This window comes from Flavobacterium sp. Leaf359 (assembly GCF_001423985.1).
Lineage (GTDB): Bacteria > Bacteroidota > Bacteroidia > Flavobacteriales > Flavobacteriaceae > Flavobacterium > Flavobacterium lindanitolerans.
Genome location: NZ_LMPW01000001.1, coordinates 380,685 through 403,981, shown reverse-complemented (window position 1 = coordinate 403,981; position 23,297 = coordinate 380,685). Strand labels below are relative to the sequence as shown.

General features: G+C 38.0%; 16 protein-coding genes. 8 read left to right on the top strand and 8 right to left on the bottom strand.

Translation table 11 applies throughout. The features are described 5' to 3' along the window. Nucleotides 1-7 precede the first annotated feature (7 nt). Nucleotides 8-442, top strand: a complete 435-nt coding sequence (locus ASG38_RS01800) for a PaaI family thioesterase (RefSeq protein ID WP_056066281.1) — start codon at nucleotides 8-10, stop codon at nucleotides 440-442. Further along, nucleotides 439-1,701, top strand: a complete 1,263-nt coding sequence (gene fabF, locus ASG38_RS01795; RefSeq protein WP_056066279.1) for a beta-ketoacyl-ACP synthase II — start codon at nucleotides 439-441, stop codon at nucleotides 1,699-1,701. Before ASG38_RS01800 ends, fabF begins: the two co-directional genes overlap by 4 nt. Here the strand turns inward: fabF and def are convergent. From def to glmM, 3 genes are read right to left on the bottom strand one after another with little or no spacing between them, the layout of a single operon-like run. After that, nucleotides 1,698-2,342, bottom strand: a complete 645-nt coding sequence (def, locus tag ASG38_RS01790) for a peptide deformylase (protein WP_082482127.1) — start codon at nucleotides 2,340-2,342, stop codon at nucleotides 1,698-1,700. The genes fabF and def overlap by 4 nt on opposite strands. A 10-nt stretch (nucleotides 2,343-2,352) precedes the next feature. Next, nucleotides 2,353-2,745, bottom strand: coding sequence for a CCC motif membrane protein (locus ASG38_RS01785; RefSeq protein WP_056066276.1), 393 nt, complete (start codon nucleotides 2,743-2,745; stop codon nucleotides 2,353-2,355). A 3-nt stretch (nucleotides 2,746-2,748) separates the two neighbouring features. Continuing rightward, entirely contained in the window at nucleotides 2,749-4,137 is a 1,389-nt protein-coding gene (gene glmM, locus ASG38_RS01780; protein WP_056066273.1) for a phosphoglucosamine mutase, read from the bottom strand. Between the two features lie 90 nt (nucleotides 4,138-4,227). Between glmM and ASG38_RS01775 the strand changes: the two genes are divergently transcribed. The 6 genes from ASG38_RS01775 to ASG38_RS01750 all read left to right on the top strand — a co-directional run bounded on the left by ASG38_RS01775 (nucleotide 4,228) and on the right by ASG38_RS01750 (nucleotide 16,107). After that, nucleotides 4,228-4,812 (top strand): ACP phosphodiesterase, encoded by a 585-nt coding sequence (locus ASG38_RS01775; RefSeq protein ID WP_056066270.1) that lies wholly within the window; start codon nucleotides 4,228-4,230, stop codon nucleotides 4,810-4,812. A 73-nt stretch (nucleotides 4,813-4,885) separates the two neighbouring features. Beyond that, nucleotides 4,886-6,706 carry a chloride channel protein gene (locus ASG38_RS01770; protein WP_056066267.1) on the top strand — a complete coding sequence of 607 codons (1,821 nt, stop codon included), beginning with the start codon at nucleotides 4,886-4,888 and terminating at the stop codon, nucleotides 6,704-6,706. Between the two features lie 239 nt (nucleotides 6,707-6,945). Then, complete coding sequence (uvrA, locus tag ASG38_RS01765; protein ID WP_056066265.1) at nucleotides 6,946-9,777, top strand: excinuclease ABC subunit UvrA; 2,832 nt, start codon at nucleotides 6,946-6,948, stop codon at nucleotides 9,775-9,777. Between the two features lie 24 nt (nucleotides 9,778-9,801). After that, nucleotides 9,802-10,527, top strand: coding sequence for a TIGR00730 family Rossman fold protein (locus ASG38_RS01760; protein WP_056066262.1), 726 nt, complete (start codon nucleotides 9,802-9,804; stop codon nucleotides 10,525-10,527). Nucleotides 10,528-10,750: 223 nt separating this feature from the next. After that, nucleotides 10,751-13,498 carry a hypothetical protein gene (locus ASG38_RS01755; protein ID WP_056066735.1) on the top strand — a complete coding sequence of 916 codons (2,748 nt, stop codon included), beginning with the start codon at nucleotides 10,751-10,753 and terminating at the stop codon, nucleotides 13,496-13,498. A gap of 203 nt (nucleotides 13,499-13,701) precedes the next feature. After that, nucleotides 13,702-16,107, top strand: coding sequence for a thiamine pyrophosphate-dependent enzyme (locus tag ASG38_RS01750; protein ID WP_056066259.1), 2,406 nt, complete (start codon nucleotides 13,702-13,704; stop codon nucleotides 16,105-16,107). 81 nt (nucleotides 16,108-16,188) lie between these two features. Here the strand turns inward: ASG38_RS01750 and ASG38_RS01745 are convergent, their stop codons facing one another. From ASG38_RS01745 to ASG38_RS18095, 5 genes are all read right to left on the bottom strand, one after another. Next, complete coding sequence (locus ASG38_RS01745; RefSeq protein WP_056066256.1) at nucleotides 16,189-16,710, bottom strand: hypothetical protein; 522 nt, start codon at nucleotides 16,708-16,710, stop codon at nucleotides 16,189-16,191. A 65-nt stretch (nucleotides 16,711-16,775) separates the two neighbouring features. Further along, entirely contained in the window at nucleotides 16,776-17,000 is a 225-nt protein-coding gene (locus tag ASG38_RS01740) for a hypothetical protein (protein ID WP_056066253.1), read from the bottom strand. A gap of 191 nt (nucleotides 17,001-17,191) precedes the next feature. Beyond that, nucleotides 17,192-17,713, bottom strand: a complete 522-nt coding sequence (locus ASG38_RS01735; protein WP_056066250.1) for a hypothetical protein — start codon at nucleotides 17,711-17,713, stop codon at nucleotides 17,192-17,194. A 6-nt stretch (nucleotides 17,714-17,719) separates the two neighbouring features. Further along, complete coding sequence (locus ASG38_RS01730; RefSeq protein WP_056066247.1) at nucleotides 17,720-19,555, bottom strand: nucleic acid/nucleotide deaminase domain-containing protein; 1,836 nt, start codon at nucleotides 19,553-19,555, stop codon at nucleotides 17,720-17,722. 55 nt (nucleotides 19,556-19,610) lie between these two features. Beyond that, nucleotides 19,611-23,297, bottom strand: a 3,687-nt coding sequence (locus ASG38_RS18095; protein WP_200937024.1) for a hypothetical protein, incomplete at its 5' end; no start/stop codon positions are given.

Sequence of the window (23,297 nt, the reverse complement as noted above, 5' to 3'; positions counted from 1 at the left end):
GAACACGATGAATAAGGATGCCTTTAATTTTTTAAAACAGCATATTGGCAAAGAAGTCACACAATCGCCATCGCCATTTATGAATTGGCTAAAGCCAAAAATGATTGCCGTCACGGAAGGAAGCCTTTCTTTTGAATATACAGTCAGAAAAGAAATGACCAATCCTTTTGGAACGCTTCACGGCGGTGTCATAGGTGCTATAATTGATGATGCCATAGGCGCCACACTAATTTCTTATGGCGAACCTAATTTCTATGTCACCATTAATAATGTAATCGATTATTTCGCTTCCGGCAGAGAAAACGACATCATTATTGCCACAACCGCCATCAATAAAAAGGGAAAAACCATCGTCAATGCCCAGTGCGAAATCTGGAATAGCGATAAGACAAAAATGCTGGCTAAGGGCTATACCAACCTGCTAAAAACAGAAATAAAATGAAACGAGTAGTAATAACAGGCTTAGGAGCCATCACTCCATTAGGAAATTCTATTGACGAATTCTGGGATAATATTGTTGCCGGGAAAAGCGGCGCGGGATTACTGACCAAATTTGATACCTCAAAATTCAAGACGCAATTTGGATGTGAAGTAAAAAACTTCAATCCGGAAGAATATATGGACAGGAAAGAAAGCAGAAAATATGACCTGTTTACGCAATATGCCGTTGCGGCTTCGGAACAGGCTATCAAAGACTCCGGATTGGACTTTGAATCCATGTCTCAAAAAGAACGTTCAGAGATTGGCGTTATTTGGGCATCCGGAAACGGAGGTATTTCCACTTTTGAAGAGCAGTTAAAAGAATTCTTTACAGGTGATGGCACACCTCATTTCAATCCGTTCTTTATTCCAAAAATGATTGTAGACATTGCAGCCGGGGTGATTTCAATCCGGCACAAACTGCATGGTCCTAATTATGCAACTGTTTCAGCTTGCGCCTCCAGCAATACGGCACTTATCAATGCTTTTGACACCATTCGTTTGGGCAAAGCTAAAATCATGATTGCCGGCGGCTCTGAAGCAGCCATTACAGCAGCTTCTGTTGGCGGTTTTAACGCATCACAGGCATTATCAAAAAGAAATGAGGAACCGGAAAAAGCTTCCCGTCCATTTGACAAAAACCGTGATGGATTTGTAATTGGTGAAGGTGCCGGAGCCCTTATTCTTGAAGATTTGGATTATGCCATAGCCAGAGGTGCCACAATCTATGCCGAAATAGTTGGTGGTGGTATGGCAGCAGACGCCTACCATCTGACAGGAACTCCTGAAAATGGATTTGGTGCGGCTTTGGGCATGCAGAAAGCCTTAAACGATGCCGGAATAACAGCCAAAGAAGTAGATTATGTTAATGCTCATGCTACCTCAACACCTCAGGGTGATAGCAGTGAACTGACCGCCATTCGGGAAGTTTTTGGAAATCATCCGGTGGCTATCAGCGCCACCAAATCAATGACCGGGCATTTATTAGGAGCAGCCGGAGCCGTTGAAAGCATTATCACGGTTTTAGCTCTAAAAAATGATATCATTCCTCCAACAATCAATACGACAGAAATTGATGAAGCCATGACCGATCTGAACATTGTTTTGGGCAATTCTGTACGCAAAAAAGTGAATTATGCCCTAAACAATACTTTTGGTTTTGGAGGCCATACAGCCAGTACCGTTTTCAAAAAATATACGGATGGAATAACTGCCGGTTAAGGCTTTTTTTCTAAAAACAGGTCATTCATTTCATCATCAACAGGAGAAACTTCAAGTTTTTCCTGTTCTTTCATTCTATCTGTAAAAAGGATTCCGTTAAGATGGTCGGTTTCGTGTTGGAAGATAACAGCGGTAAAACCTTCAATGACTTCTTCGTGTTTCTTTCCCGTTTTATCCTGATAGGTCAGTTTGATGCTATAATTTCTATAAACATTACCACTGATGTCGGGAATGGAAAGGCAACCTTCCATTCCTTTTCGCAACATAGCCGACCTCCATATTATTTTGGGGTTCAGATACAGCTCAAAAGGCTCGCCTTCTTTATCAAAACGCTGCACCCAGATTACATTCCTGTTAATTCCCACCTGCGGTGCTGCAATTCCTATTCCCGGATTTGCAGGGTCGCGCATTGCCAGAAACATTCTCTCTGCCAATAATGGAAGAAGCTTGTCATCAGGGTCAATATCGGTAGAAACTGATTGGAGTATTTTTAATTCCTTCTCATCAGTAATCTGGATTACCCTGAGCATTGTTTTTGTATCTCCGGACTGAATCAGGCTTCTCTCCGACTTCGTAAAATGCTGTGCTGAAACTCCAAGTCCCAGAAACAAAAACGCAAATAGCATGATTTTCTTTTCCATCGTGAAATTTCTAACTAAAAACAGTCGTCAAAAAGAATAAAAAAAACAAACCTATAAAGAAAAGGGAACCTAATGACAATCCAATAATGGCGCAAACCCTTCCAGCACTTAAATTCGGATAACCGTCATATTCGCCCGGATTTTCCCGATGCAATTGCATATCATTTCTTGCAATCACCAGTGCAATGATTCCCAGCACAATCCCGAAAAAGCCATAACAAAATGCGGCTATTATTGACATAATTCCTAAAATAAGCACGGTCACTGCATTAGGAAGCTGTTTTCTGTAATAAAGTTTCCTGTACGGTTCTGCCCTTAATGGTTCCGGTCTTGGCGGTTCGGGTCTACCCGACTCCGGCCAGTGCGATTCTGGCCCAAAATTTCCATGTGATTGGTCTTCCATTATTTATATTCCTGCTATTACTTTAATTTCTTCTATAATTCTCAAGGCCAAAGCATCTGCTTCTGCCTGACTTTTTGCTTCAGTATAAATTCTGATGATAGGCTCTGTATTTGATTTTCTTAAATGCACCCAGTTTTGAGGAAAATCGATTTTTACCCCGTCAATTGTCGAAATATTTTCTGATTTGTATTTATCAGTCATAGCTGTTAAAATAGCATCAACATCAATCTGTGGTGTCAGTTCGATTTTGTTCTTGCTCATGAAATATTCCGGATAAGAAGCCCTCAACTCAGAAACTTTCATCTTTTTATTTGCCAGATGCGTCAGGAACAACGCAATTCCAACGATAGAATCGCGACCATAATGAAGTTCCGGATAAATAATTCCTCCGTTTCCTTCACCTCCAATAACCGCATTATTTTTCTTCATTAACTCTACCACATTGACTTCTCCAACAGCACTTGCTTCATATGTTCCCCCGTGATTATTGGTCACATCACTCAAAGCACGTGAGGATGACATGTTGGAAACCGTATTACCGGGTGTCTTGCTTAGCACATAATCTGCAACGGCAACCAAAGTATATTCTTCCCCAAACATTTCTCCATCTTCAGAAATAAAAGCCAAACGGTCAACATCAGGGTCAACTACAATTCCAAAATCGGCTTTTTCGCTTACGACCAATTGGGAAATGTCTGTCAGGTGTTCTTTTAAAGGTTCCGGATTGTGCGGAAAATGTCCGTTGGGCTCACAATACAGTTTAACGACCTCAACCCCCATCAATTCCAGTAATTTAGGAACAATGATACCTCCCGAAGAATTCACGCCGTCAACCACCACTTTGAATTTGGCTCCTTTCACGGCTTCAACATCCACTAAAGGAAGCTCCAGCACTTCATCAATATGAATATCCATGTAAGCGTCATTTGGAATAATTTCGCCCAGGCTGTCTACATCCGAAAAATCAAATGCTTCCCTTTCGGCAATATCTAAAATCTTCGCGCCCTCGGCACCGCTCAGGAATTCCCCTTTTTCGTTTAATAATTTCAACGCATTCCATTGCTTTGGATTGTGGCTGGCGGTCAGGATGATTCCTCCGTCTGCTTTTTCCAACGGAACGGCAACCTCAACAGTTGGCGTTGTTGATAATCCCAAATCAATAACATCAATTCCCAATCCGATTAGCGTATTCACCACCAGATTATGAATCATAGGTCCGGAAATTCTGGCATCGCGGCCAATTACTACAGTCAGTTTTTCTTTATTTGAGTAATTCTTCAGCCAGGTTCCATAAGCCGATGCAAATTTTACAGCGTCAACCAGAGTCAGGTTATCTCCTACTTTACCTCCGATGGTGCCTCGGATTCCTGATATTGATTTGATTAAAGTCATATTAAGGTTTGATTTTTTGTTTCAGAATTTAAATTGTTAGCAAATATATGAATTGCCATTTAAGTAATATAAAATTCCTAAATTAGGCGAATGAATTTTCTAGCCCATATTTATCTCTCAGGCAATAACGACTTCATGAAAATAGGCGGTTTCATGGCTGATGGCGTACGTGGAAAAGATTACGAGCATTTCCCGGACGATATCCGAAAAGGAATCCTGCTGCATCGTGCTATAGATACTTTTACAGATGCACATGCCGTTTTTAGAATCAGCAAGCATCGGCTTCATGAACGATATGGCCACTATTCCGGAGTAATTATCGATGTTTTTTATGACCATTTTTTAGCCAAAAACTGGCAGGACTATTCGAATGAAAAGCTGGATGTTTTTGTACAAAACTTTTACCAGTCTCTGGAAGACAATTTTGATATGCTTACTCCAAAAGTCCAAAACATGCTACCGCACATGGAACGAGGCAACTGGCTTTGGAATTACCAGTTTGTTGACGGTATAGGAACTATTTTATCACAAATGGACCGACGTACAAAAAACACTTCAAAAATGGGCGAATCTGTGCAAGAACTGGAACAATTCTACAAAGAATTCGAGCAGGAGTTTACTTTGTTTTTTAAGGAACTTCGGGAATTCGTAGCCGAGAAAATTAAAACTTTATAATACTTTTATCAATAAAATTTTAACAAAAGGCTTATTTTAGCGATTCTTAATCGTAATTTTTCCAAAAGAAAAAATGTCAGCCAAAAAAGCACCTAAAATAAAAGTATTTTTCAGAAACATTTTCCGGCAAATTGAAACCTTGTTTTTTTTGTTCAAGAATTTCCTTTCTGAAAGGCATTTTATTTATTTATCCTGTGTTATCGTAGGGATTTCCTGTGCTTTTGCCGTAATTGTGCTGAAAGGTTTTGCGCACTCCGTTTTTGTATTTGCCACCTATGTGAACGGTTATTTAAAACTGCCTTACATCAATAGTATCCTTCCCATCATAGGAATCCTGCTAACGGTTTTTGTTGTCAAAAACGTATTGGATGGAAGTTTAGAAAAGGGAAGTTCCAGAATATTGTATGCTGTTGCAAAAAAGGGCGGAATACTGCCCAAAAAGCAAATGTATGCGCAGATAATCACCAGTTCCTTAACGGTAGGTTTGGGTGGTTCTGCAGGATTAGAGTCACCAATTACAATTACCGGAGCTGCTTTTGGTTCTAACTTTGCCCAAAAATACAGACTCTCGCAAAAAGACAGGATTCTATTGCTTGCCTGTGGTGTGGCTTCCGGTATTGCGGCTGCCTTTAACGCTCCTATTGCCGGAGTATTATTTGCTATTGAGGTAGTATTGACCGATGTGGCCATTACGGCTTTTATTCCGATTATGATTTCTGCAGCCACAGGAGCTTTGGTTTCAACCATCGTTTTAAACGAAGACGTACTTTTGTCTTTCAAGCAGCAACAGACATTTGATTATCATAACATTCCCTTTTATATCCTTTTGGGAATTCTGGCAGGATTGGTTTCTGTTTACCATGCCCGAAAGTTTCAAAAAATAGAAGGCTTTTTTAAGAAAATTAAAAACGGCACTTATAAAAAGGCATTGTTTGGTGCTTCCATACTGGCGGTGCTTATTTTCTTTTTCCCGACACTTTTTGGTGAGGGCTATGAAAGCATCAAGACCTTATCTAATGCTAATCCGCAAATGCTTTTAGAAAACACCTTACTTGACGAATACAAGAGTAACGAATGGATTTTACTGCTGTTTGTAGGTATCACGATGTTATTGAAAGTGTATGCCACAGGACTTACTTTAGGCAGTGGCGGTAACGGAGGCAACTTTGCTCCTTCCCTTTTTGTAGGTTCTTATTTAGGATTTTTCGTAGCCAAGTTTTTCAACATTCTGGGCATTGGAAAAGAACTTCCTGTTGGAAATTTCACAATCGTAGGTATGGCGGGAATATTGAGCGGCCTGTTCCATGCGCCACTAACAGCTATCTTCCTTATTGGTGAAATTACCGGAGGCTATAACCTGATGGTACCCTTAATGATTGTATCGTCTATAAGTTTTGCCGTTTCCAAACGATTCGAAACGCATTCAATGGATGTCAAGCATCTGGCGGACAAAGGTGACGTATTTACGAGCGATAAAGACAAAAATATTCTTTCCAACATTGATATTTTAAGCCATATCAATTCAGAATACAAAACCGTTAGTCCGGAAGACAAACTGGAAAGCCTCGTAGAATATCTTGCCAATTCCAGGCAGGAAGTTTTTCCGGTGGTAAATGCCAAAAATGAACTCATTGGAATTATTGACTTTGAAGACCTGAAACCCATCGTTTTCAATTCTTTCCGGTTAAAATACACTACCATTCCTGAAGTCATGAAACCACCTTTGGATGTGATTTCTTATGAAGATGGAATGGAAGTCGTAATGGAAAAATTTGAAAATGCCCATCTGGAACAACTTCCCGTTACTAAAAACGGTAAGTATTTCGGATTCATTTCTAAAGTTCATGTGCTTGAAACCTATAGAAAGAAATTAAAAGAAATGGTCATCGAATAAAACGCAGAGAAAGGTTTAATCGCTATATTTTGCGGCTCTGCGCCTTTGCGTGAAAATAATTGCTCGCAAAGACGCAGAGCCACAAAGCATACATTCTTCTATAATCCAAAAACTTTAAACTAAAAGCTTTATCCTTTTTTAAAGACCATTTTATCTTTAATAAATTTTAAGTTTTGGACCTCAGTCTTTAACTAAAAATAAATTACAAAAACGTACCTTTGCGTTTTGCAAAAAATGCTATGCTAGACACTGAAAATACGATTGAAGTTTTGGGCGCCCGCGTCCACAATCTGAAAAATATTGACGTTACGATTCCTCGTGAAAAACTGGTAGTAATTACCGGGCTTTCAGGTTCGGGAAAATCGTCTTTGGCCTTCGATACAATTTATGCCGAAGGACAACGTCGCTATATTGAAACCTTTTCTGCTTATGCAAGACAGTTTCTTGGCGGTTTGGAACGCCCGGATGTAGATAAAATCGACGGACTTTCGCCTGTAATTGCCATCGAGCAAAAAACCACCAGCAAAAGCCCGCGTTCTACTGTAGGAACCATTACGGAAATTTACGATTTCCTGCGTTTATTATATGCCAGAGCCGGTGACGCTTACAGCTATGTAACCGGAGAAAAAATGGTAAGCTATAGCGACGAACAAATCAAGGAACTTATTTTCGAACAGTTCAAAGGGCGACGAATCAATATCCTGGCTCCTATAATCCGTTCCAGAAAAGGACACTACCGTGAATTATTTGAACAGATTACCAAACAGGGATTCCTGAAAGTCCGCATCAACGGCGAAATCAAAGATATTACTGCAGGAATGAAGCTCGACCGTTACAAAACACACGATATTGAAACGGTTATCGACAGGATGCTCATCGAAAATACACCGGAAAATGACAAGCGCCTGACCGAAAGCATTAAGACAGCCATGTATCATGGTGATGATATTCTGATGATTATTGACCAGGACAGCCAGGAAATACGCTATTTCAGCCGAAATCTGATGTGTCCTACTTCAGGTATCTCCTATCCGAATCCGGAACCGAATAATTTTTCGTTCAACTCACCAAAAGGGGCTTGCGACCATTGCAATGGCCTGGGAACCGTGAACGAAATCAATATGAAAAAAATCATTCCGAATCCGAAACTTTCTATCAAACAAGGCGGTTTTGCTCCTTTAGGAGAATACAAAAGTTCCTGGATTTTCAAACAATTGGAAATCATTGGAGAGAAATTCGGTTTTAAACTGACCGACCCGATTGAAAAAATCTCCGACGAAGCCATGGAAATTATCATGCATGGCGGCAAAGAGAAATTTGAGGTTTCTTCTAAAACACTGGGAGTTACAAAAGACTATAAGATTGACTTTGAAGGAATTTCCAACTTTATAAAGAACCAATTCGACGAAAGCGGCTCTACAACCATCAGACGCTGGGCAAAAGAGTTCATGGATGAAGTTAAATGTCCGGTTTGCGAAGGTTCCCGTCTGAAAAAAGAATCCTTATATTTCAAAGTAAATGGAAAAAATATTGCAGAATTAACCGATATGGATATTTCTGACCTGGCGGTTTGGTTTGAGCAACTGGATAACGACCTAACAGAAAAACAAAAGAAAATTGCTTCTGAAGTCGTGAAGGAAATCAAATCCAGATTGAGCTTTTTAGTGAATGTCGGATTAAATTATCTTGCCCTTAGCCGAAGTTCCAAATCGCTTTCCGGTGGAGAAGCCCAACGAATCCGTCTGGCTACCCAAATTGGCTCACAATTGGTTGGCGTACTTTATATATTGGATGAACCAAGCATTGGATTGCACCAAAGAGACAACGAAAAGCTAATCCATTCCTTAGAACAATTGCGTGACATCGGAAATTCAGTTGTTGTTGTAGAGCACGATAAAGACATGATTGAAAGAGCGGATTATGTTATTGACATAGGTCCAAAAGCAGGACGTTTTGGCGGACAGATTATCAGCAAAGGAACACCTAAGGAACTTTTAAAAGAACATACCCTTACGGCTTCCTATCTGAATGGTGAGATGGAAATTGCCGTTCCGAAAAAGCGACGTGAGGGCAACGGAAAATTCCTTAAACTCACGGGAGCAACCGGAAACAACCTGAAAAATGTTTCGATTGAGCTGCCTTTGGGCAAGCTGATATGCGTAACCGGAGTTTCCGGAAGTGGGAAATCAACACTCATTAATGAAACGCTTTATCCAATTCTGAACGCCCATTTCTTTAATGGTGTCAAAAAACCTCAGCCTTACAAAAAGATTGAAGGATTGGAAAATATTGACAAGATTATTGATATTGACCAGTCGCCTATTGGAAGAACACCGCGTTCCAATCCGGCAACCTATACCGAAGTTTTTTCGGAAATCAGAAGCCTGTTTACACAAACACCCGAAGCCATGATACGCGGTTACAAACCGGGACGTTTCAGCTTTAACGTTTCTGGTGGAAGATGCGAAACCTGCGAAGGTTCCGGAGTACGAACTATTGAAATGAGCTTCCTGCCAGATGTGTATGTAGAATGTGAAACCTGTCAGGGAAAACGCTTTAACCGTGAAACTTTAGAAATACGCTACAAAGGAAAATCCATTTCTGACGTATTGAACATGACGGTTGATGAAGGTGTGGAGTTTTTTGAAAATATCCCGAAAATCTACCGAAAAGTCAAAGCCTTGCAAGATGTCGGTTTAGGATATATTACACTCGGACAGCAAAGTACAACGCTTTCCGGTGGTGAAGCCCAACGAATTAAACTGGCCGGCGAATTGTCTAAAAAAGATACCGGAAATACATTTTACATTCTGGACGAACCTACAACCGGGTTGCATTTTGAGGACATCCGCGTTTTGATGGAAGTAATTGACAAACTGGTCGACAAAGGAAATACCGTCCTAATTATTGAACATAACATGGACGTTATCAAATTAGCCGACTATATTATCGATATCGGACCTGAAGGAGGAAAAGGCGGCGGACAGCTGATTGCCAAAGGAACGCCGGAAGAAGTTGCCAAAAATAAAAACAGCTACACCGCGCAATTCCTCAAAAAAGAGCTATCTTAGCAGGCTGATTAATTTTTAAGAAAGATGAAAAAAGAGACATTCGAAAACGAAGACGACAAAATACAAGAAGTATTTAAACAAAAAACCTGGAACGAAATACGAAGCAATGACTCGTGGGCAATTTTCAAGATTATGTCCGAGTTTGTTAACGGCTACGAAAATATGGGAAGAATAGGCCCTTGCGTTTCGATTTTTGGTTCAGCAAGAACTAAGCCCGAAGATAAATATTACCTGCTTGCAGAAAAAATTGCCTATAAAATAAGTAAAGCCGGATATGGTGTCATTACCGGTGGTGGTCCCGGAATTATGGAAGCCGGAAACAAAGGTGCCCACCTCGGAGGCGGAACTTCTGTAGGTTTGAACATTGAACTGCCTTTTGAACAGCACTTCAATCCTTATATCGATAAAGACAAAAACCTGAACTTTGACTATTTCTTTGTTCGCAAGGTAATGTTCGTGAAATACTCCCAAGGTTTCGTGGTTATGCCGGGTGGTTTTGGAACTCTGGATGAGCTTTTTGAAGCGATAACGTTGATTCAGACCAAAAAAATAGGGAAATTCCCAATCATTCTGGTAGGAAGAGATTTCTGGGCCGGACTGATTGAATGGGTAAAAACCGTACTGATTGAAAAATACAGCAATGTAAGTCCTGGTGATATGGACCTTATTAAAATTGTAGACAACGAAGACGAAGTACTGGATGTACTGGATAACTTCTATAAAAAATACAATTTAAGTCCAAACTTTTAATTCAGGAATACCAGTCACATATTAAAGAGCATCCTCAAACAAGGGTGCTTTTTTGTTTTTGAATCTTTAAGCCAATCTTAAGCAACCTTTATTAGGAAATGTATCTAATTATAAGTAAACTTGCTATAATTAAAATCATCCTTTGAAGACTTTCGCCAAAATTGCTATTGCCTGCCTGTCTTTATTTTTTTCCACCAGGGGAAATGCACAACATCATTCAAAAGTGAATGTTGAAATCAACAGCGAAGAAAAGTCAGCCTATGTGCAGCAGGAAATTACTTTCTACAACCAAACCGGCGATACGTTAACTTCAATTGTAGTAAACGACTGGAATCAGGCTTATTCTGATAAAAACACGCCTTTAGCCAAACGTTTTTCTGATGAATTTGTACGCAGCTTCCACCTAGCCCATGATGAAGACAGAGGAAAAACAGAAAACATAACCATTATTGACCAGGAAAATCTGTTTTTGAAGTGGCACCGATTTGAAAAGCACCCTGACGTGATCGAAATCAATCTTCGTGAAAAATTAGCTCCAAACGAAAGAATAATACTAAAACTGACCTATCAGGTTAAATTCCCTAACGACCGTTTTACAAAATACGGATGGAACGATAAAGGCGAATTTAACCTTAAAAACTGGTGCCTTGCTCCTGCCCGCTATGAAAACCATCGTTTCATAATGTACAGCAATAACAATCTTGACGATATTACCAATGCAGCGACTGATTTTGACGTAACCTTAAAACTGCCACCGGGACTGATAGCGACTTCAGACCTCGACGAAGTAAACCACATAAAAGACAGTTCATTTTCAACTTATGAACTGACGGGAAAAAACCGTCTGGACTTTAATCTGTTTGTAGAGCCAAAGACAACATTCTACAGTTACAAAAACAATAATGTTACAGTAGAAACCAATTTGAAGGAAAACAGGCTGAACGATATACAAAAAGCTATTGTAATTGACAGAATCGTGAATTTTGTCCATGAGAATATTGGAAGCTATCCATTTGAAAAAATAACGGTTTCCCAAACCGACTACGAGAGAAACCCTTTTTACGGACTCAACCAGCTTCCTTCCTTTATAAGTCCGTTTCCGGATGAGTTTATGTTTGAGATAAAATTCTTAAAGACTTACCTCAACAATTTTCTAAAAACCAGCCTGCATCTGAATGCCAGAGACGACAACTGGATTTATGACGGCATACAGATTTATACCATGATGAAATACATTGACGAAAATCATCCCAACAGCAAAATGATGGGTAACCTTTCGCAATGGTGGCTTTTGCGTGGCTATAATCTCACCACTATTGACTTTAATGAGCAGTACAGCTATTTCTATATGCTCATGGCCCGAAAAAACCTCGACCAGCCCTTAGGCGACCCAAAAAACACTTTCATTAAGTTCAACGAGCAGATTGCAAGCAAATACAGAGCCGGACTCAGCCTTAAATATTTAGACAATTATCTTGGAAATGATATCGTAGAAAACAGTATCAAAGAGTTTTATAACCTCAACAGTGAGCATATCACTTCCCGTACTGATTTTGAAAACATTCTCAAGTCTAACGCCAACCAAAATATCGACTGGTTTTTCAATACCATCATCGATTCCAGAGACATTGTAGATTATAGATTTACGGATGTTTCAAAAACAAAAGACAGCGTGACATTTACGGTACGGAACAAGACAAAAACCGTTGTTCCTATTCCTGTTTACGGAATTAAAAAAAATGAAGTCGTTTTTAAAAAATGGCTCAATAATATCAAAACCGACAGTACTTTTACCGTTCCGCGAAATGATGCCGATAAAATCGTATTAAATTATAAAAACGAGGTTCCGGAATACAATCTCCGCAACAACTGGAAATCTTTAAAAGGTTTCTTTTCTCAGAACCGGCCAATCAAGTTCAATTTCATGAAAGACCTTGAAGACCCGTATTACAACCAGATACTTTACATACCCACAATAAGTTATAACCTTTATGACGGACTTTCGCCTGGTATTCGTTTCAACAATAAGACCATACTCGACAAACCGTTTATTTATGAAATCAATCCTATTTACTCTCCTAATACACAAACACTGACAGGTTCGTTTTCATTTCTGGTAAACCAACACAATCGCAATACTAACAGTCCTTTTAATGTCCGTTATCAGTTAAGCGGCTCCTATTTCCATTATGCGCCCGATGCAGCCTACACCAAATTAACACCAACGGTAACCATGCTTTTCCGTGAAAACAATTTCAGGGACAACAGAAAACAGGGTATCCAATTTCGGGAAGTGCTCGTAAACAGGGACAAATCGGCTTATAGTGTAGAAAGAACTGAAAATTATTCTGTCTTTAATGCCAAATACTACAATATAAAAACAGAAGTAACCAACCATTTTAATTTTTTGACCGACCTGCAGCTTTCAGGAAAATTTGGTAAACTTTCAACCGAAATCGAATACCGCAGGCTGTTTGAAGACAACAGGCAGCTAAATCTTAGATTGTATGCCGGAACCTTCCTGTATAATAAAACCAATACGGATTATTTCAGTTTTGCACTTGACCGCCCAACCGACTATTTATTTGATTACAACTATTACGGACGTTCCGAAAGTACCGGATTTTTTAGTCAGCAATTGATTCTTGCCGAAGGTGGTTTTAAATCAAAGCTCGATACTCCTTTTGCCAATCATTGGATGGCAACCCTAAATGGTAGTTTCAATATCTGGCAATGGATTGAAATCTACGGAGATGCCGGATTCGTCAAAAACAGACACAATGACCCAAATTTTGTGTATGACAGTGGTATCCGACTCAATCTCGTCACCGATTATTTTGAACTTTATTTCCCTGTGTACTCCAGCAACGGATGGGAAGTAGGACAACCTCATTACAATGAAAAGGTACGCTTCATCATTACTTTCAGTCCAAGAACATTAATTAATCTCTTTACCAGAAAATGGTTTTAAATCTCAATTTAGGCACAAGAATATTGAGAATCAATTATTTCGCCTTAAAATTGCATAAAAAATAATTTTAAAGAGGTTTTCCTGATTATTTTCTATCCAAAATAGCATTTCAAACAACTTGACTGAAAATATCAAAATTAATTCTCTCTTGTTTTGTAAGCAGAAATGATTAAATTTGTTTTCTATTCAAGAAATTCCATTTTATGACACAGATAGCTTCCAAAAAAGAACTTTCGTTTGAAGATTTCAAAACTGAAGTATTGAATGACTATAGAATTGCCGTTATCAGCAGGGAATGCAGCCTGTTAGGACGCCGTGAAGTTTTGACCGGAAAAGCCAAATTCGGGATTTTTGGTGACGGAAAAGAAGTGCCGCAGCTGGCTATGGCCAAGGCTTTCAAGAATGGAGATTTCCGTTCCGGCTACTATCGCGACCAGACTTTTATGATGGCTATTGGGCAAATGACAATACAACAGTTTTTTGCGGGACTTTATGGCCATGCCGATATTGACCATGACCCGATGTCTGCCGGACGTCAAATGGGTGGGCACTTCGCGACGCACAGTTTGAATGAAGACGGTTCGTGGAAGAATCTTACCTTACAGAAAAACTCAAGTGCCGACATCTCTCCTACTGCAGGCCAGATGCCTAGATTGTTAGGATTGGCACAGGCTTCTAAAATATACAGAAACGTTTCGGGAATCAACAACAAAACCAATTTCTCTATCAATGGTAATGAAATTGCCTGGGGGACCATTGGAAATGCAAGTACATCCGAAGGTTTGTTTTTTGAAACCATCAATGCTGCCGGAGTTTTACAGGTTCCGATGGTAATGAGCGTTTGGGATGACGAATACGGAATTTCTGTACATGCCAAATACCAGACTACAAAAGAAAACATCTCTGAAATTCTGAAAGGTTTCCAAAGAGACAATGAAAATAAAGGTTATGAAATCATCCGCGTAAAAGGATGGGATTATCCGGCTTTAGTCACTGCTTACGAACAGGCAGCACAAATTGCAAGAGAAGAACACGTTCCTGTGTTAATCCACGTTCAGGAATTGACTCAACCGCAAGGTCACTCAACTTCAGGTTCGCACGAACGCTATAAAAATGCAGACCGTTTGGCATGGGAAGCTGATTACGATTGCATCCGCCAAATGAAATTATGGATGATTGCTATTAATATTGCAACTCAGGAAGAATTAGATGAGATTGACAATGCCGTTAAAAAAGAGGTTTTTGAAGGCAAAAAAGCGGCATGGAGCGCTTTTGTAGACCCAATAAAAACAGAACAGAAGGAATTGGTTGCTCTATTAGAAAACATTGCAGCTTCAAGCGAGAACAAGGTTTTTATCCAAAAGTTCTCTTCTGATTTAGCAGGTATTAAAGAACCAATCCGTAAAGATATTATCGTAACAGCGCGAAAAGTGTTACGTCTAATTGCTAAAGAAAACGGTAAAAACCAGTTAGCACAATGGATTACAACTTATATTGAAAAAATACAGCCAAAATTCAGTTCTAACCTGTTCTCAGAATCAACACAAAATGTTCTTTCTGTAGAGGAAGTACGCCCTCAATATGCAGAAAATGCGGAAGAAGTAGACGGAAGAATTATCATCCGTGACAACTTTGATGCTATTTTCAGCAAATATCCTGAAACTCTTGTTTTTGGTGAAGATGCCGGTAATATTGGTGACGTGAACCAGGGCTTGGAAGGAATGCAGGAAAAATATGGCGAGCTGCGTGTAGCTGATGCCGGTATTCGTGAAGCTACAATCTTAGGACAGGGAATTGGGATGGCAATGAGAGGATTACGTCCTATTGCCGAAATCCAATACCTGGATTATCTGTTGTATGCTATTCAGATTATGAGCGACGATTTGGCTACATTACAATACAGAACCAAAGGAAAACAGAAAGCACCGCTAATCATCAGAACCAGAGGACACCGTTTGGAAGGTATCTGGCACTCCGGTTCTCCAATGGGAATGATTATCAATGCTATTCGAGGAATACACGTTTTGGTTCCCAGAAACATGACCAAAGCCGCCGGATTCTATAACACCTTATTAGAAACAGACGAGCCTGCTTTAGTTGTGGAATGCCTAAACGGCTACCGACTAAAAGAAGCCATGCCTGTAAATATGGGTGAATTCAAAACACCAATTGGTGTTGTGGAAACACTTAAAGAAGGAAAAGATATTACTTTGGTTTCTTACGGTTCAACATTGCGATTGGTTGAGCAAGCTGCAAAAGAACTTCTGGAAATTGGTATTGATGCTGAAATCATTGACGTACAGTCGTTATTGCCTTTTGACATCAACCACGATATCGTAAAATCACTTGCCAAAACAAACCGTCTGTTAGTCATAGACGAAGATGTTCCTGGTGGAGCTTCAGCTTATATCCTGCAACAGATTCTTGACGAACAGAACGGATATAAATATCTGGACAGCAAACCGGAAACATTGGCTGCAAAAGCACACCGTCCGGCTTACGGAACCGATGGAGATTATTTTTCTAAGCCATCTGTTGAAGATATCTATGAAAAAGTATATGCTATTATGAATGAGGTGAATCCTGTGAAGTTTCCTAATTTGTATTAATCGTATTTTGATATTAAAAAATCCAGCTTAAAGCTGGATTTTTTATTATATACAATTTCTTTTGTCAAATACAGTGAAGGATTAAATCACACCTAAGTCCATTTCTTCAATAAGATTAGCCCAACAACCATTTTCTACATCTTTATTTATTTGTAAAAATTGACGTTTTAACTCTTTTGCATATTTAGAGTGATTTTTATAGTAATCACCTAGTTTTTGAGGAATCTCTAATTCATTGACATATTTTGTATACGTATATACATACTTAAGGTATGCTTCCAAATTGGAATTCCAAAAATGGTATTCATTATTATCACCTTTATAATTTAAATTAAAAACAATCTCTCCAGTAAACATATCAATACATTCGCGATAATACTCACTATCTCTTTTTCGAGTACCATATTTTAAGTACCTGTTATTGATAATTTCTAATCTATCCAACGTAATGTAGTCACCTCCATATCCTGAATAATCTGGAAGACCTATTTTATATAAAATCTGTTTTGTCTTTTCAGGTAATCTATCATTCACTTCTGTTGCCTCGGGAAATGTCCTGCCTTCTTTTCCAAAATATTCTTTTATTTCCTCTAATGTTATCATAAATATTGACCTTTTAATTTTAATTATGCTTATCTTAATTCAGATTACCTCATCATTGATATCTTTCAAGGCAACCCTCTTTCTGTTTTCAATTCTCTTACATAAGCATTAAATTCTTCTTCTGTAAATTCTTTTGCATCACCTGAAAAATCTGACCATATTTTAGAGGCATAGGTCATATCTTCTTTAAATTCACCAGTATCAAATTGAAAAGCATAAAATGTAGAATAATTCTCCTCAACTTCTTCAAATATTGGTCTTACACCATATATATAAAACTTTTTTTCCATATTGTTTGTATTTTTTGATGAACTTAAATTGCAAACCGGTTCTAATGAATTTTAAACAAACTCATTATATATATCCCAGCGTAAAAAACTTCTTATAATCAAAAACTACTTTTCAAATTTTACATTGTATGTGTAAAATCATTTTGTGTTAACTTATTTCAGGATGGGACATGCATGTTATTAATAAAGCATCAGATTACTCCTAAATCCATTTCCTCAATCAAATCACCCCATGAACCTTCCTCAACATCTTTATTTATCTGCAGTAATTGGCGTTTTAGTTCTTTTGCATATTTGGAATGGTTTTTATAATAATCCCCTAATTTTTGAGGTATTTTAATTTCATTTTTAAACTTGACATAGATATATGTGTATTTTAAGAAAAACTCCAGATTTGAATTTAAAACATGAAACTCGTTATTGTTACCCTCATAGTTTAAATTAAAAACGATTTTTTCTGTAAATAAATCAATACATTCACTGTAATACTCTTCATCTCCTTTTCGTGTTGCAAATTTCAAGTATCTATTATTAATAATTTGTAAAGCATCCAATACAATATAATCTCCCCCATACCCTGAATAGCTTGGCAACCCTATTTTATATAAAATATGTTTGGTCTTTTCAGATAATCTATCATTCACTTCTGTTGCTTCGGGAAATGTCTTGCATTTTTCTCCAAAATATTCTTTTATTTCTTCTAGTACTATCATAACATATTATTTTATCATTCTTCTCAATTGTTTATCTCTTTCAGTTATTGACATTTTTCTAATTTCTACTCCGATAGTATTATCTCCAGGATAGTCATAACTATATTCAATTCGAGCATTCTTAAATTTTAGCAATTTTTGTTTACAGTTATGCTTCTTAAGACTACATGGTTCTAATTCACTATAAACTCTCAATACTCTTTCATCTGGAATTTTATTCTCATTCAGCCACTGTATACCTATTGCTTCCGAGTGTGCGTCACTCATTACTTCGGTGGTAAACCCCTTTCTCAAGATTTGCCCACTATCATCAATATATTCAAAAACAGCAATATTTCCGCCATGACGTGGAACAGATAAAGTTTTCCTCAATTCAATAGCTAATTTACTTAATTCACTTTCCCCATAAGCTGTTTTAACAATCTTTAGAATTACATTTTCAACTTTATTAGCAATTCTAGGGTTTCTTTCTACCACATCATCAATCCATCTAGCAAATTTAGGCAAATACTCAGATGATTTTGTAATTCCTTTTATTATAGCTATAAAGCTAAGTATAATATCTATAGTTATTACAAAATCTTCGCCTGCATTGTGAGCTACCTGATATCCGGTTAGATTTTTGTCCTCATATCTGGCATAAGAATAGGAAGCAGCCATTTCACTAACTTTTTTATCGATAAGATTAGGATTATTTATATAATCTTCTATAAACTCTTCTAGCCCCTCTCTAATCTTCAAAATATCAAGTTCTACTTCTGCTCCCTGACTAAGACTATCATAGGCAAGGATTTTCATTATTAAAAGAACGACATCAACCAACCCACAAATAAACTCAATCATTCCATTAATAATCCCACAAATAAATGCAAAGTAATATCTTCCTCCATTTTTAAGTCCTTTGAGCAATTGGGTAGTCTTTGTAATTGTGTGTTCTATAAATTGTAAAAATTGAACGATTTTATCAATAAAGCCTGGTCGGTCAGAAAAGAATCCCGCAATCCTGTTCATTATTTCCAGTTTCTTTCTAAAGCCTGAAATTTCATTTCTTATATCTTCCATACGAAGAACAACAGAATCGATAGCTTTTTCAAAGATTACTGCTTTATATTTTTCTGATTTTACAGTCGGATCCCAACTTTCTCTGTCAATTTTTAGTTCCCGTATTTTTTCAGATATTTTATCCGTAGCTGCAGACCAAAATTCTGACGGAGTGTATTTCATTTCGCCAAAATTTTTAATTAGCCTATATTCAACCTCAATTATAAAAGCATTCATCAAATCTTCAATAGAAGCCTTAAAACCTGGAGTATTTCTATTTTGCTCGTAAATCAGCTTACTCCATGTCATTAATAATTTTGGGTCAGGTAGCTCTTTTAATGATTCAAAATGAGCCTTTAACATGGCATTACTCATTTTAACCAACAACACATCGCCAAAACTTACATTATAATCCGTTTCGAGATAAATTATAAAATCTATATTTTTATCGAATTTCCCTTCTGATTCCGCCAGGACAGAATCATATTTCTTATATTCTTCAATAAGTTCCGTTCCTTGTGATGCTGTTTTGATAATATATACCCATTTTCCAACATTCTTATTTTCTATCTCTCCAATTAAAGCCTTTATACCTTTTTGTTTATAAAAAACACTCCCTTCTCCAAAAGGACTTTTCTTAGAATATTCATTTGAACGTTCTTCAAAACTTTTATTTTTAATTACCGACTGAAAACTGCTGTTTTGTCTATTCTCCATAACTTGTTCAAAATCCAGCATCTTCAATCCTGCCAATCGATTTTGACTTTCTTCATCAAAATCTTCAAATATATTTGTCGCCATATCTTTTATTATAAAATAAGGGAAGAAGAGTTACCTTCTTCCCTTGTGGTTAAGATTAAAAATTCATGGATTCCTTAAGGGTTTCAATAGTAATCTGTGAGATGGTCTGGCTTGGCTCAGAATTAGTCTTCAGTTTTAAATATCCATCTTCGATAGCTATTTTTCCTATCATTTTTGAGGCTATTTCCTCAACTTGTTCCGCTAAATTTTCATCTTCTCCACTAAGCAACGAATCACTGACATAGAAATTTTCAGATTGCGGTACTGATGTCGGATCTTCAAAATCAGACAAGTCTTCATCAAACGGCAATGCTTTGTCGACTTTTAATCCGATGCTGTCTGCCTGAAGGATAGTCAGGGAAGTCGGGATTCTTGTCGCCCATGCTTTTCCTTCTTTCTGTCCTTCTGTCTGATTCAATTCGTCTACAATAGAAAGGAATAACTTGTCTTCAATTACCGGTACTTCTCCACCATTCCAGATTTGGCCTGTCTGCATATAATAACTTACAGCTTCTTCAAATCCTGGTCTAACCGTTACAATAACTCTTGCCATACCTGCCTGTATAAAGCTTCGGAATAATGGATCATTATTTTCATTTTGGTATAATTTCTCCCAACTTTGTCTTGCTCCCCAGTAATACGGATAGAAGTTATAAGACATAATATCCCATTCAAATGCCTGTTCGATAAATTTCACGAAAGCTGTATAGTCATCAAGATTGGCATCTACCTGTATTTCATGATTACCAAAGTTTTTTACAACTCCTGCGCCTAGTGGTTTGCTCATATTCTTGCCATAAGTTCTTTTTGCAGTGCTATTTTGGTCAATAATATAAGAGATACAGTTTTTGCGGAGTATCAGGTTCTCTATCTGGCGATAAAAACCGCTATTCGTTTCTTTAATAATCACTTCCTTAGCTTTTTCCTCAGCTAACTTTTGCTCATATTCTGCAACAGCATCTTCATAAGCATCAATAATTGCCTTAAAAGTTTCTTTTTGCCATCTGTCTTTTACTTCGTTAGTAAGCTTGCATTCAACCGAAGCGTTCAGATTTCCATGTAAGAAGTTGGACATAGTATAAGAAACGGGCACATTTTTCACATAACCTACCAAATCAAATGTTTCATTAAGGTCAATCGAACCATCCTGACCTGGCAATAGCTTATTTACTTTTCCAAGTGAAGCATGCATTCCTGAATATACTTGTCTGTCATTATCTTTTGTCGCAGTAAAATTTAAAGTCCCACGAGTTGTGATATATCCTTCAGGAATCTCAATCTTTCCAGACCCTGCAGCACCTTCATGTCGAGATGATGTAACCCCATCAAAAGTAACTCCAAATGAAGCACCACAATGAATTACCTCTTCAGGTTTGTCAGGTATTTCAACATTGTATTTTCCGGCCCAATATCTTACCGTATTCTCATTCACCAAAGCATAGTTCTCTAAGTTGAATTTAATAGCTGCATTAGCCGGATCTACATAAGTTCTTGGATCAACAGGCTCTACCAATTTTGTTATTGCAGGATTTTCTGCCATCCCCAAAAAGTGTAGTTTTGCCGGTTCAGGAATCATAAATTCAAACATAAGGCGCTTGCCATAGTTAAGAACCTGGTTCTTAAACACCTTGTCTACCCAGCGGTAAACGCCCACAACATGGTTGTCGCCTTTTGTATTGTCAAAACCATGTTTGTTATTTTCCTCAAATTCATCAATGATTTTCTCAATACGTTCTTCCTTGACTTTTGCAACGATTCGCTCCATGGCACGTTCAGTAATTTCTTTGGCCTCGGTCACAGCCTGACGTGTACTTTCTTCTTTCGATGAATGCGTAGCCATGTTGACATTCCCCCCAATGTTATACTTTCCTAAATCAGCATTAAAAAAAGTTCCGGCTGCAAAATTCTTATCATCTTGGATAATCCTCGCTATTTCATTCTGCATTTCATGGCGTGTGGTACTCGTAGTATCCGTCAACTGCTCTCTTTCATTTTCAGACGAAGTGGTAGTTGTGTTTTCGCTTCTACGCAGTCTGCGGGTTGCTTTTTCTTTGTATTCACGGGCCATAACATTTTCAATCGCCGCTACTTCGCCCTCAACATACCCTTGAATACTTTGCTCTACTTTTTTATAATCGGCAATTCCTAACTGCCTCACCCCAAACCCGGAAGGAATAAACGTACCTTCAATTCCCGTTTCAGGCACAGACGGTATTGTTGGTATTTCAGGTGTTTCTTGGTTTGGCTCTGTAATAGTCACCATTTTTCTTCCGGAAATACAATTAAATGATTGGAAGAAATTAACAGTTAGTGACTTTTTAGCACCATTTGAAAAAGAAATTTCCACTGTCAGTGTTTTCATAGTCGAATAGAAATCATCTTCTGTCAAAGCATCATTATGAAGATTGGGCAATGTTACTTTATTTCCTGTCCAACTTTGTGTAAAAGCAGTTCCATAAGTCTTTACACCTGACAAATTCTCTACTGTAGTTCTAACTCCAATTATTTGCCATGAAGAATCCGGTATCGAAAATGTAAGGTCAAAATTTATATAGGTACCGCCAACAGAGGAACTCTTATAGTCTTTTGGGCAAATCTGATAGGCAAACGGTTCTGCCAATAAATCCAGGGTTCCAGTAGAAGGAATTACCACTCCACCTATACTAATAGAAGTATTGCCTTGCCCCGGCGTGTTACCAATAATGACCTGTGTATTATTATTAATACCGTCATCAATCAAAAGATTAAGCCCTCCAAAAGATGGCAAAACAGGATCAAGAGAAAAATTCTCAATTGCGCCCGATCTTGATGCAATTTTTGTATCAATATCTAAAACCTCCAAGAGGGTTTCATAAGAAGGAGCAGACAGTACACCTTCCAAATAACCTAAATCCAACTCATCCCTAAATGAAAACTTAAACTCCGGCAATTCCGGCTCCGGAACTTTCACAGGATTATCACACGGATCATTAGGATTATAGGGTAGTTCAGGATTTCTTATTGAGCACCAGTTTTGCTTTTCAGTTTCTAAAGCAGCTTCATAAGCAGCTAAAATAGGCTTTATATCCTCTCTATATTGCTTTAATGCATTATCATAAGCGATTTTATAATCTCTTTTATAAATCTTCTCCACTTTTTCCATCTCTTTCTTGAGTTTTCTGTGCCTCTCAATACTTTCATTGGTTTTGGAAATAGTCTGTACCCTTTTCATTTCCTTACCCGGTAATGTAATTGTTTGTCCTGCCGGAGTAGTCGGTAATACAGCAGCATCTTCTACAAAAAGTTCTTTAGGTAACACTACCTTAACGTTCATGAGCTGTTTAATTAATTTGGTGTTATTAGCATCAAAATTTTCAAACACATGATTTGCTTTCAAAAGCTGCATTATGGATTCCTTTAAATAAAAATCTTTATGAGTCGCTACCTGATAAAAAAGGTTTTCCCATAAAAGGAATACGTCACTTAAACTCAATGCCTGTTGAATTGCCGTAACTTTTTGTGTCAGTTCCGCAATGGTGTATGAATGTTTGTTTTTTGCTATCCAGACTCCTAACTCTTTCATGCCAACTACAAATCCGTTGAAGTCAGATTCTTCCATTGGAACAAAATTAGTAGCTGCCCATCTTAATACCTCCCATTTGGTCTGCCCATTATCCCTATTCTTTACAGCCGTATCAAAAATCCCGTCAGCACCCGGGGTTCGATAAATAAAACGTTTGTCTTTGTTGGTTTCTTCCGACAA